We start from the raw sequence: 12,682 nt of genomic DNA on the forward strand, positions 1-12,682 counted from the left end.
AGGTTGAGGGACCGGGGGCGTTGCTTCCGGTTTCTTTTCGTCGATTTATGTAAAGATGTGTCAAAAGGCTTTTGTTCAAAATAGTCGGAAAATATGATAGAATATTGTCAAACCAGTATGAAGGAGGTCAGCAGATGTTTGAAGTTCGAATCACAGACCCGGTTTCCTTGAAGATTGCCTTGAGAATTGCGATTGAAGTTTCCTTTGCTGACTTGACGGAATATCAGACGAACAGTGTGAATCACTTGATTGAACAATTACCGAGTGTGGATCAATTTGCTATCCTCCATCTATCCACCGATGAAAGAATAGATTTAGTGATGAGCCTCCGGTACTTTTATCAAAGCCAAACTTACCGATGGATGCGAGGCAATTTGAGCAATGCATTAAATGATTTGGAATATCAGCTCGTGAATCAGACAAGCATGAAGAAGATTGGTTAAAGGGTGTCCTTGGGGCACCCTTTATTGTTGTTCAATTTTGTGGAGTAAGTTTTTGACCTTTTGCTTGGCCTCATCTAGGGTTTGCGCTTGTTCCATGATTTTGAGGGACTCGGCAATCCCAAGCATGAGGCTTTCTTTCGTTTTATCGGCATGAGCATTTTCTAGCATGATAAACACCTCCCACTTGTAGTGTGGTCATTGCTTGCCAAAAAAAGACCACCTTCGGAAAAGAAGGTGGCTAAGGAATAGGAAGGTGGAGGAAAACATCATCCTCGATGAGTATTACTATACAGGTATGGGGGCTTTGATTGGGAACAATTGTCATATTATCTGTCCAGCTTTTTCCTCAAATTTTAATATTTGTCGCAAATTCCTCATATTTGTCTAAAATTCCTCACAATATTCATCTTTCGATCATAAATGTTAAAAGTTTAAAAACAGACAAACCACCCTTTCTTTTCGTATCATAGCTTTCAAAGGAGGGCGGGCAGGGTGAAGATGTTCCTGAAAATCAGTTTAGCGGCAGCCGTTACCATCGGTGGGGTTGCTTACTGGCTATCTCCTCCTACGCCAAAAGTAGAGAGCGCGGAGCTCGACGAGGGGATGCAGGTGAAGTTCAGAGCCAATGGGAACCAGATGGAAGTGTATGCCGGTCACAACCAGGGCTGGAAGCCTTATTTTGCAAAAGGGGTGAATATGGGTGCGGCCTTGCCGGGGCATTTTCCGGGGGAGTTGGCCATCTCGAAGGGAGACTATGAAAGATGGTTTGGAATGATTCAAGAAATGGGAGCCAATGTCATTCGGGTGTATACGATTTTACAGCCTGAATTCTATGAAGCCCTTGTGAAATATAATGCCAAGCGACCGGAAGATCCCTTGTTCTTTATCCAAGGGGTGTGGAGTCCGGAAGAGGAATTGATTGAGGGTCAGGATGCGTTCGACCCCGAAGTCCAGCAGCGATTCCAGCAAGAAATACGAGATGCCGTGGGAGCCGTTTACGGTCAGGCGAAGCTGGAGGCTGAACCTCATTCCGGTAAAGCAAGCGGAACCTACCTTTATAATGCCGGGCCGTATCTAATGGGATGGATTATTGGCACCGAATGGGATCCGAAGATGGTCAAAGCAACCAACGATAAATATCCTCATACAGCGGATTACCAGGGAAACTATTTTCGCAGTAAGCCGGGGGCAAGCCCTTTTGAAAAGTGGTTAGCGGAAATGCTAGATATTACGGCAGAAGAAGAGGCGAAGCATGGCTGGCAGCATCCAATTGCGTTTTCCAACTGGGTGACCACAGACCCATTGGAGCATCCTGGTGAGCCGCTTTATGAGGAGGATCTGGTCAGTGTAGATTCACAGCATGTGGAACCCGTCCGTTGGGAAGCGGGGACCTTTGCTTCTTATCATGTTTATCCCTACTATCCGGATTTCTTTACTTATGATAAAACCTTTCAACGGATGAGCAATGATAGAGGAGAAATCGATAGCTATAAAACCTATCTGCATGATCTAAAAGAATATCACAAGGAGATCCCGATCATGATTACGGAGTTCGGAGTTCCCGCGTCGCAGGGAATTGCCCATACAGGGCAGCTCGGGCGACATCAAGGCGGGCATGATGAAAAGCAGCAAGGAGAAATCAATGCCGATATGTTCCGGCAAATCCGTGAAGCCGACTATTCCGGCGCCATTCTCTTTACATGGCAGGATGAGTGGTTCAAGAAGACCTGGAACACGCTGCACTATGATGTCCCAGACCGGCGGGCTTATTGGTACAACACGTTGACCAATGAATCGTTTTTTGGGGTGCTGGGGATGTTTCCGAGTAAAGATGATGTCCTCTTCATTGATGGAGACGCTTCGGATTGGGACGAGCTAAGCAATGATCAAAAGCAGAAGTTGGAGGCGCCTGTCCATGGTTTTGAGGAGCTATGGGCCGCTCATGATGAAGGGTATCTTTACCTGATGGCCAAGCTTACAGAACCATTTGATCCTGCGAAACAGGAGATTTATCTAGGGGCGGATACGTTAAAAGGCGGGAGCCGCCAGGCGCCGCAGCTGCCAGGGATCATTTTGGATGAAGGTCTGGAAACCTTGATTGAACTGGCGGATGAAAACAAAAGCAGCATCATGATCGCCTCCGACTATGACTTTCACACCCGCAAGTTTCGTGAAGCAGGGCTGCCGCCGGCCGAACCCGAGGCATTTCTTCCTTGGAAGTTGGTCGTCAACTATCAGCTGGAGCATCCGGATTCCAAGTTCGATCATCCTTTTGGAGATGTGGTTGTAGGGGACTTGCTCCGCGGGAACAGCAATCCGGATCATCCGGATTATCATTCGAAGACGATGTGGCAAGCTGAAGGAAATATCCTCGAAATCCGAATTCCTTGGATGCTGCTTGGGTTCAGCGATCCCAGCTCGCGAAGTGTGATCAGCTATGACTCGTTTGACAAAACGCGGGTGGAGGGTGTGAGAATTGTTCCTTGGATGGTCCAGCAGGGCGTGGTCCTAGGGATGGAGGGAGAAGCGCCATATCCTGTATCCCAATTGCCGATCTATACCTGGGAAGGATGGGAGGACGTCGATGTAAAGTATGTGGAGCGGCTGAAGCAAAGCTACTTTATTATGCAGGAAGCGATGCAAGAAGTGGAGTAAGGGAAGGAGCTTACATGTGTGTATATCAATCTTGACATAGCCAAGTATTTTTTAGTAGGACTCGTGGCTAGTAATCTCATCTTTGCTCTCGTGATTTACGGATTGAAGATGATCCATATTAGGAAAGCAGCCATACGGAACCAGTTCCAACTCAAGTTCAAGGATTATCTCACGTACATCCAAGTGAATCTCGACAGCGAGGAACCGCTGCGGGTGCCCCCCATCCCTATGAATCCGGTGGAGCGGGAGGCCCTGCAGGAACGATTAAACGATATGATCGAGTCTTTTACCGGGGAGCAAAGAAAGAAACTGATGGAGTTGTGTGTTGCCCTTGGTTTCGTTTCCGATCATATGAGTCGATTGAAAAACGGTTCCTATCGGATCAAGCTCGACGCGGCCTATCATCTAGGGTGCATGAGGGTAACGGAAGCCATACCTGGGATGTTAGACATGCTGCGCCAGCATAAACTAGATTCCTCTCTTTTCGTCATCGCTCGGGCGGTGGCCAAGTGTGCTCGTCATGAGCGGGATATAAAGGAAATGGTTCACATCCTGTTGCAGCATGGGAAGGGCTTCTACGATTTAATCGTTGACATGGTGGAAGAAGCCCCGATTAACCAGACGGAGCTGTTTGCGCAATTTATCCAAGAACGAAATCCGGATTTTATCCGGATTGGGCTCACCGGGCTCAAGGAGTATACGAATCCCAAGGTCACCTCTGCTGTTTATCGTTTGTTGAACGCTCATCATCAAGAAATTCAAAAGAAAGCAGCGGAAGTGTATCTGAAAGGGGCTCACTTCTTGCCGAAGAACGTGGCGGCCAGACTGCTTGAGCATGACGATGCCGACATCCGCCTTCAAACCGTTGCAACGATCACGGAGTTCAAGAACAGCACGTACGTCTCTTTTTTGAAAAAATCCTTGCAGGACCGGGAACCTAGGGTGGTCCATGCAAGTGCGATTGGCTTGACCCATATGGGACAAGCTGGCGTTTCGGCGCTTTGCGAGGGGGCGGGGGAAAGCTTACAAAGCTGGATTCAGCAAGAAATCGACCGATTGTCTACCCAGCTGCACGATTTAGACAGCTTAGCTCGCTATAACGCCCTAAAGTATACGTATGAGAAGACCTTTACGACAACAAATAAACGAATCTATCGTGTGGTGTAAAATATGAGAATCATAGAGTACTACCTTCAAAAAGATATGATCATCAATACCTTGCGAGACTTTTTACTCGCCTACGGCACCTTTGCCATCTATTACGTTATGGCCATTACCGTGATTTACTTTGTCATCTTTAGCCTATCGATCCGCCATGCGTTCCCTATTAAAAGAGGAATTCAGTATAACCGAATCCCTAAGCTTTCCGGATCCGGGCATGTTCCTCCGGTATCCTTATTAGTTCCTGCGTATAACGAGGAGTTGACCATCATTGAGAATGTTCGATCCCTTCTGGCCCTGAACTATCCGGAGTATGAGGTGATTGTGATAAATGATGGCTCGAAGGATGATACCTTCAAGGTGATGGTGGACGAATTCAACTTGAAAAAGATCGACCCGATTGTATCCAAGCATATTAAAACCGGGAAGGTTAGAGGAATTTATCACAATCCAGATTACCCAACGCTTTATTTCATTGATAAGGAGAATGGAGGGAAGGCCGACTCTTTGAATGCCGGCATTAATCTTTCGCACTATTCTTTAATCTCTACGATTGATGCCGACTCGCTGCTAGAGAAGGATGCTTTAACCCGAATGGCTAGAGTGTATATGGAAAACCCGGAAGAAACGGTAGCGGTAGGAGGAAATGTGCGGATCGTTAATAGTTGCACCGTCGAGGACGGTATCGTCAAGGATGTCCGATTTCCGAAACAGTTATTTCCTGCCCTGCAAAATGTCGAGTACATCAAAGCCTTTTTGGGAGGACGCATTGGCTGGAGTGCGATCAATGGATTGATTATCGTATCCGGAGCCTTTGGCGTGTTCCAAAAGGATAAAGTTATTGCCGTTGGCGGCTATCGCGGGGGTTATCCTGGCGAGGACATGAATATTGTGATTAAGCTCCATCGCTATTGTTTGGAAAATGATATCCCTTATCGGGTAGCCTTTTGCCCGGATGCGGTGTGCTGGACACAGGCCCCGGACACCTACCGGATTCTAAGCAGTCAGCGCATGCGCTGGGGGAGAGGGAACCTGAAAAACATGGTGGAGGAAGGCATCCATATGGTGTTTCGCCCGAAATACAAGGTGTTTGGCCTGGTCACGCTGCCGTATAACATCTTTTTCGAAACGCTGAATCCTTATTTCCGCATTACTGGTTTTCTAGCTATTCTCGGTTACTGGCTGTTGAATATGACCGATTGGATGACCTTGGTCGTCTTCGCTCTGGTAAACTTCCTATCCTGTTTTTTATTGAGCCTAGGAGCTCTTTTCATAGAGGAGTCAGCGTTTAGCCGCTACCCGAAAATCAGCGATTTGAACAAATTAATTTTATTTTCTTTTCTGATGTTCGTTGGCTATCGTCAAGTAGGCGTCTGGTGGCGGTTCAGGGGCCACATTGACTTCTTGCGCAATAACAACACATGGGGAACGATGGTCCGAACGAATTTCAATAAATAAAAGGAGTGGTTAACATGGCGGTTTTGGTTCAGGATCCAATTCAAGAATTAACGCAACAGCTCGCACAATGGACACAGTCCTCTTATGAACATCATCTTTCGTGCGGGGTTATTCTCGCCCCGTGCGCCAATCTCGGACCTAAGGTCTTGGATCCTTTAAAGGCTTTTCTGAAAAAAAGCGAGCCGGAGCTTTCTGCTCACTATATGGTCGATGACCAAAACCAGATTCTTGGGGTGGTGCTGGATAATCAGAAGCTGGCAGGTACCCATTATTCCTCTTTAGTTTTGAAAGACTTCCTAGATCGGCTCGATGTGTTAGAGGGACAAATGGTGGTGGCTAGCTTTCCTGAGAGCGGGGAGCCTACCAAACGCACGCTATTGCAATTATCTCAAACGATTATGGAAGCCAAGGGAGAGAGTCGGGAGATTCAGCTTTTTGTGGATGCCTCGATGAAGGAAGGGGTATCCTCCATCTTGGTTGTCGATCCCGACGAGGTTAACCGAGAGTTTGTCAAGTTGCGGCTGGAATTAAAGGGATACGAGGTGCATGAAGCGAGAGATGGTTCAGAAGCACTGGAAAAATATTCAGAGCTGACTCCGGAACTTGTGATTACGGAACTGAATGTGCCGATTGTGGATGGGTACCAGCTTATCCACCAAATCAAACAGAAGGGTGGGGAAGTGATTGTGTTGACGGACAAGCAATTGTCCAAAGACATGAATCGTGCCTTTGAATTAGGAGCATCGGATTACGTTACTAAACCCTTTTCGATTTCGGAGCTTGAGTGGAGAATCAAAAAACTGAGGAGGATGGAACATGTATTATAGTGCATTGAAGGAAAAGCTGCAGAATAAAACGGGCAAGGTGGGCGTGATTGGACTGGGCTATGTCGGATTGCCTTTGACGATGGAGATGGTGAAGGGGGGCTTTCAGGTATACGGAATTGACCTCGATATTCGAAAAGTGAATACCCTCTTAAACAGAAAGTCCTATATCCAGGATGTGCCCAGTTCGGTGGTGAAAGAGGCGGTTTCTTTAGGCAAATTCCGTCCGACGTCCGACTATAGTGTCATCCAAGAGCTGGACATGATCAGTATTTGCGTGCCGACACCGTTAAGTGAAAATCAAGATCCCGATACATCCTTTATTCGAAGTGTGGTCAGCGAGATCAAAAAATATATGAAAAAAGGAACCCTGATCGTCTTGGAAAGCACCACCTACCCGGGGACGACGGAAGAATTAATTGAAGTCGAGCTAGAGGCCGAAGGGTTGACGGTAGGGAGCGATTATTTTCTCTGCTTTTCCCCAGAGCGGGTAGATCCGGGCAACCGCAATTTCAATACCTACAATACGCCAAAAGTTATCGGCGGAACGACGGAAGCGTGTATAGAATTGGGTGTCCTGGTTTACAGTCATGTGGTGAAAACGGTCGTTCCCGTGTCTTCTCCGAAGGTAGCGGAAATGTCCAAGCTTTTGGAGAATACGTTCCGCAGTGTGAATATTGCTTTTGTCAATGAATTGGCGATGATGTGCGACAAGATGGGCATTGATGTGTGGGAAGTTATTCGAGCCGCTTCTACGAAGCCTTTTGGCTTCATGCCTTTTCATCCCGGTCCGGGTATCGGCGGGCACTGTATTCCACTGGATCCGATGTACTTGAGCTGGAAGGCAAAGGAGTTCCGCTTTTACAGTAAGTTTATCGAGCTGGCTCAATCGATCAATGATAATATGCCGGATTATGTTTTGAATAAAGCAGCCCAGGTCCTCAATATGTACGCGAAGTCGATTCGCAATTCAAAGGTTCTTATCTTGGGCATGGCGTATAAGCCGGATGTGGATGATCTTCGTGAATCTCCGGGATTGGAAGTCTATGAATTGTTCAAAGAAAGTGGAGCGCGGGTCGACTATTATGACCCGTATGCAACGTCCTTCCGCGATGCCGAGGGACAAATCGTGCAATCGGTGAAATATGATCCAGCTGTTTTTGCCCGATATGATTGCATGGTGTTCATTACCAACCATCGTAGCTTTAGTTATCATGAATTGGCTGATCTCGGTGTGCCTATTATTGATACACGCAATGCTTTTGCCGAGATTCAATCGGAAAACATTTATAAATTAGGGACCGGCATCAAGAAAACCGAAGTGAAGGTGCCAGTTAGCGTATAAAAACGAGGTGGAGAGGAGTTTAGCTTATGTGTGGAATTGTAGGATATATCGGAAATCGTGAGGTACAGCCCATCCTGGTTGATGGGTTAAGCAAGCTAGAATACCGGGGGTATGATTCGGCTGGAATTGCGGTGCTGGAGCGCGAGCGTTTGGATGTGAGGAAAGCCGAAGGGCGTTTAGCGAACTTAAGCGAAAAGTTGGACAAGCGGCCCCTCAAAGGAACGATTGGCATTGGCCACACGCGTTGGGCCACTCATGGAGGACCTTCTGACGCCAATTCCCATCCCCATACGGATATGTCGGGCAAGTTTTCCGTGGTGCATAATGGCATCATTGAAAACTACATGGAGTTGAAGGAAGAGCTTATGGGGAAAGGGGTCGTCTTCCGCTCGGAAACGGATACCGAAGTCATCGCCCATTTGATGGCGGATTTGTATGACGGGGATCTCGTTCGAACGGTACGTGCCTTGATTGGCAGGATTCAAGGGGCTTTCTCCATCGGGGTGATTACCGAGCATGAGCCGGATAAGCTAGTGGCTGTCCGCCAGGCCAGTCCGCTCGTGATCGGAGCAGGGCAAGGCGAGAATTTCATCGCCTCGGATATGGCGGCGGTTATCGAGCACACGCGGGATGTGTATATTCTAGAAGATGGAGATCTGGCGGTCATTACGGCGGAGGAGATCACGATTATGAAGGCGGAAACGGGTGCGCCCGCCCAGCGGAAAAAGCTTCGTGTCCATTGGGATGTGGAGCAGGTGAAAAAAGGACAGTTTGAGCATTTTATGCTTAAAGAAATCCACGAGCAGCCTTTAACGCTGCGAAATACCATGTTGGGCCGTTTGGGTCGTGATGATCAAGTTACGTTTGAAGGGTTGGAGTTAACGGATAAGTATGTTCAAGGAATTGAAAAAATCTTTATCGTGGCTTGCGGGACCGCCTATCATGCCGGCTTGGTCGGAAAGGCGGCGATTGAAAAGCTCACGCGTATCCCGGTGGAAACGGATATTGCTTCTGAATTCCGCTATCGTGACCCGATTGTGACGGATAAGACTCTTGTCATTGTCGTGAGCCAGTCGGGAGAAACCGCGGATACCCTCGCGGCTCTACAGGAAAGTCAGCGGCGCGGTGCCAAAGTGCTGGCCATTACGAATGTCGCGACTAGCTCCATTGCCCGCGATGCGGATTACGTGATCCCTACGGTGGCTGGACCGGAAATTGCCGTAGCCTCCACGAAAGCTTATACTGCGCAACTGATTGCCTTTTACTTGTTAGCCATTTACTTTTGCCAAGCGAAGGGGACGCTCGATGATCAGGAGCGGAGGGACCTGGTGAGAGGATTGAAGGAGCTGCCTTTGCAGGTGGAAAAGGTATTGGAGAACGCTGACGAGGTTCGATGCTTTGCTGAGTCAATCAAAGATCAGAAAAGCCTGTTTTTCATCGGACGCGGGTTAGACTATGCGGTAGCGCTGGAAGGCTCTTTGAAGCTAAAGGAAATTTCTTATATTCACTCCGAGGCTTATGCTGCCGGTGAGTTGAAGCATGGAAGCTTGGCTTTGGTGGAAGAAGGTACGCCAGTCATTGCGTTAGTAACTCATCAGGAATTGTATGAGAAGACGGTTAGCAATATTAAAGAAGTGAAGGCCCGGGGCGCCCATGTGATGGGGGTAACGGGGGAAGGAAATATGGATTTATTCAATGCGGTGGATGAGATTTGCTTTATTCCGCAAGCTTCTCAGCTCTTTGCTCCGATCTTAGCGGTGGTTCCGCTTCAGCTGATTTCGTATTATACTTCTTTGGCCTTAGGCAATGACATTGATAAGCCGAGAAATCTGGCGAAAAGTGTGACTGTCGAGTAATTGGTTGGATGAGCCCCGTTCCTGCTGACGGGGCTTTTCGATTGAGGAGTGGTTTGGATGAAGGGAAGACTTGTTTGGCTGGGAGCGGCAGTGTTGTTGTTAGCGCTGTTGCTTCTTGTGGGATATCAAGCGCGGCAGACGCCAGCGTATAAAGGCACGTGGATTTGGGATACCCCAACGATGATCACGCATCAAGACGAGATTCTGTCTTTTTCGAAAGAACAGGGGGTGACGAATATCTATCTGCACGTGACGCGGGATCAGGCGAGGCCAAGAGATTACGCCGACTTCATTGGTGCCGCGTCCCAACTGGATATCCAGGTGGAGGCCTTGGCTGGAGATCCTTCATGGGGGCGAAGGGAAAAGCGACACCACATCGAGGAAGTGCTTGACTGGGTGGCAAGCTACAATCTCAATGTAGCGGAGGAGGAACGGTTCGCAGGCATCCATTGGGATATTGAACCTTATCTATTGCCGGAGTGGAAAACAGATCAGGATCAAGTGCTGGAGGAATGGTTGTCCAATATGGACTTCGTGTTGAAGGAAGGGAATTTAATGAGTCAATTAACTAACTCTGTGGATTTGCCTTTCTGGATTCATCAGGTCGAAGTGCCCGGGTATCGGGATTATGATGTGGGCAGTTGGATGCTTAAGCGGTTTGATAAAGTCGTACTGATGGATTATCGCGATACAGCTCAGGGAGAGGATGGAATCATCGCTCATGGCTTGGAGATGGTGAAAAAAGCAACGGCCATGGGCAAGTGGAAATCCTTGATTATTGGTGTAGAAATGGCCCCAAGCGACGAAGGAAATAAAGCGACGTTTTATGAGGAAGGGTACGAGGTAATGGAGCGGGAGCTCGAGATCACCAGCAAGGTTATGGAGAAATACGATGGGTTCGGTGGGGTGGCCATTCATGGCTTTCCTCATTGGATGTCTTCCTATACTGAATCGGAATAAAGGAGAATGATGATGAATCGATTTGCTTTGATTTTGGCAGCAGGAAAAGGAACAAGGATGAAGTCGGAATTGCCTAAAGTGATGCATCCGATCGGCGGAAAGCCGATGGTGGAGCATCTAGTCAGTAAGCTGGAGCGGATTGGTTTTGATGAAATCATCGTGGTGGTGGGACATAAAGGGGAAATGATTAAGGAGCATTTGGGAGAGCGTGTGGGTTATGTGGAACAGGCGGTACAGCTGGGAACTGCTCATGCGGTGAGGCAGGCGGAGTTTATGTTGAAGGGCAAGCAGGGGGCTACACTGGTGCTGACGGGAGATACGCCTTTGATCAAAAAGAATACGATGGAGCGGCTCTTGCAGGTTCAGCAGTCCAGCCAGAGTGCGGGCGTGGTCCTCACAGCGGTGCAAGAGAACCCAACAGGGTATGGCCGAATTCTTCGGGATCGTGCAACCGGGAGTGTGATGGGGATTGTGGAAGAGAAGGATGCAACCGCGGAGCAGAAGGAGATTCAAGAAGTGAATACTGGCATTTTCTGTTTTGACAATGAGAGCTTGTTCGAGGCTTTGCCTCGGATTGGCCAAGAGAATGCGCAGGGGGAGTATTACTTAACGGATATTATCGAGGCGATGAAGGGAAAGCGGTTTGATTCGGTGACGTTGGATGATGCCAAGGAGGTTATGGGGATCAACGACCGCGAGCAGCTAGCGGAGGCGGAGAAGGTATTTACCGAGAGAGCGGAATGAGGTATTTTACATGTTTCGTGTGTGCAGGGATGTTAGTGATGCCTGTATTCGCGACTCCGCAGGTTCAGGTGGAGGTGGACGGGCAAAGGGTGGCATTTCCGGATGCACAGCCTTATATTGATCCACGAAATGGTCGCACGATGGTCCCGGTAAGATTCATCGCAGAAAGCTTTGGGGCAGCGGTGCAGTGGGATGGTGCAGCAAGGCAAGTGACGTTTAACCATCAGGGTCAAACGATGAACTTGGTGGTTGGCCAGAACTATGCCCTGGTGAATGGAAAGATGGTTAGGTTTGATGCGCCGGCTGTGGTGAGAAATGACCGGACGATAGTTCCGCTTCGTTTTATTAGTGAAATGTTTGGAGCACGGGTCGGGTGGCTCGGGGAACGCCAGTTAGTGGTCATTACGACAGGGTCGGTTAGGGAACAAAAAGGGACATGGATATGGGATGCGCGAACGATTGATAAGCAACAGGATAATATCTTGACATTTGCCGCAGATAACCGGGTGACCGTTTTCTATCTTCACATTGACAGGGATGTTCATGCTAAGACGTATCAAGAGTTTATACGAAGAGCAAACGAAAGAGGAATTCAGGTCGAAGCCCTTGCGGGTCGTCCACAATGGGCTTTGCGTGATCATCAAGCTCATATCCACGAGTGGATCACGTGGGTCAAGAAGTACAATGCATCGGTTGATCCATCGGAGCGATTCCAAGGGCTTCACTTTGATATTGAGCCCTATGTGTTAAAGGAGTGGAAAACGGAAAACCAGCGAGTGATCCAACAATGGATGGATAACATGCGATTCATTGAGAAGGAAACGAGGGACATGGGATTAAGAATCACGGTCGATCTGCCGTTTTGGATCTATAAGTCGTATATACCTGACTCAAGGGATTATACCCTTAGCGCGTGGCTGCTGGAGAAAACAGATCGTGTTGTGATTATGGATTACCGGAATTTTGCCTTAGGAGCGAATGGGATGGTGGTTCATGGCCTCCCCATTTTGAAGGAGGCAGCGGTTCAGGGGAAAGAAGTGGTCATTGCCGTAGAAACCAAGCCGAGTAAGGAAGGAGATCATACTACCTTCTATTCGTTGAGTGTAGAGGCTATGGAAAAGGAACTGGAGCTGGCGAGAGAAGCGTTTTCTCTCTACTCCAGTTTTGCTGGATTTGCGATTCATGACTTTCAGTATTGGCGGGCTTTGGATAAAAAGGGAGGGATGGAGCAGTGAA

General features: G+C 48.2%; 11 protein-coding genes. 10 read left to right on the top strand and 1 reads right to left on the bottom strand.

Annotated features, from left to right (window positions below; all coding sequences use genetic code 11):
* Positions 1-134 precede the first annotated feature (134 nt).
* Positions 135-443, top strand: a complete 309-nt coding sequence (locus tag EIZ58_RS20220) for a hypothetical protein (RefSeq protein WP_134702669.1) — start codon at positions 135-137, stop codon at positions 441-443.
* Positions 444-464: 21 nt separating this feature from the next.
* Here the strand turns inward: EIZ58_RS20220 and EIZ58_RS33590 are convergent, their stop codons facing one another.
* Complete coding sequence (locus EIZ58_RS33590; protein WP_167577822.1) at positions 465-611, bottom strand: hypothetical protein; 147 nt, start codon at positions 609-611, stop codon at positions 465-467.
* 330 nt (positions 612-941) lie between these two features.
* Here EIZ58_RS33590 and EIZ58_RS20225 point away from each other — a divergent pair, with 330 nt between their 5' ends.
* The 9 genes from EIZ58_RS20225 to EIZ58_RS20265 are packed head-to-tail and all read left to right on the top strand — an operon-like array spanning position 942 to position 12,681.
* A complete protein-coding gene (locus tag EIZ58_RS20225; protein WP_134702921.1) occupies positions 942-3,098 on the top strand; it encodes a hypothetical protein in 2,157 nt (718 codons plus the stop codon).
* 18 nt (positions 3,099-3,116) lie between these two features.
* Entirely contained in the window at positions 3,117-4,265 is a 1,149-nt protein-coding gene (locus EIZ58_RS20230) for a HEAT repeat domain-containing protein (RefSeq protein WP_134702670.1), read from the top strand.
* Positions 4,266-4,316: 51 nt separating this feature from the next.
* Positions 4,317-5,717, top strand: a complete 1,401-nt coding sequence (locus EIZ58_RS20235) for a glycosyltransferase family 2 protein (RefSeq protein ID WP_134702923.1) — start codon at positions 4,317-4,319, stop codon at positions 5,715-5,717.
* A 14-nt stretch (positions 5,718-5,731) separates the two neighbouring features.
* Positions 5,732-6,544 (top strand): response regulator transcription factor, encoded by an 813-nt coding sequence (locus EIZ58_RS20240; RefSeq protein ID WP_134702671.1) that lies wholly within the window; start codon positions 5,732-5,734, stop codon positions 6,542-6,544.
* A complete protein-coding gene (locus EIZ58_RS20245) occupies positions 6,534-7,886 on the top strand; it encodes a nucleotide sugar dehydrogenase (protein WP_134702672.1) in 1,353 nt (450 codons plus the stop codon). Before EIZ58_RS20240 ends, EIZ58_RS20245 begins: the two co-directional genes overlap by 11 nt.
* 26 nt (positions 7,887-7,912) lie before the next feature.
* Positions 7,913-9,742: a glutamine--fructose-6-phosphate transaminase (isomerizing) gene (glmS, locus tag EIZ58_RS20250; protein ID WP_134702673.1), complete on the top strand. Its 1,830-nt coding sequence runs from the start codon at positions 7,913-7,915 to the stop codon at positions 9,740-9,742.
* A gap of 57 nt (positions 9,743-9,799) precedes the next feature.
* Complete coding sequence (locus EIZ58_RS20255) at positions 9,800-10,702, top strand: hypothetical protein (RefSeq protein ID WP_134702674.1); 903 nt, start codon at positions 9,800-9,802, stop codon at positions 10,700-10,702.
* 12 nt (positions 10,703-10,714) lie between these two features.
* Positions 10,715-11,446, top strand: coding sequence for a sugar phosphate nucleotidyltransferase (locus EIZ58_RS20260; protein ID WP_167577823.1), 732 nt, complete (start codon positions 10,715-10,717; stop codon positions 11,444-11,446).
* The gene (locus EIZ58_RS20265; protein WP_240689221.1) at positions 11,443-12,681 is read left to right on the top strand and encodes a copper amine oxidase N-terminal domain-containing protein; all 1,239 of its coding nucleotides are present in this window, start codon (positions 11,443-11,445) and stop codon (positions 12,679-12,681) included. The genes EIZ58_RS20260 and EIZ58_RS20265 overlap by 4 nt, the downstream gene beginning before the upstream one ends.
* Position 12,682: the final 1 nt, after the last annotated feature.

Origin of the sequence: Ammoniphilus sp. YIM 78166, assembly GCF_004522215.1 — a bacterium.
Lineage (GTDB): Bacteria > Bacillota > Bacilli > Aneurinibacillales > RAOX-1 > YIM-78166.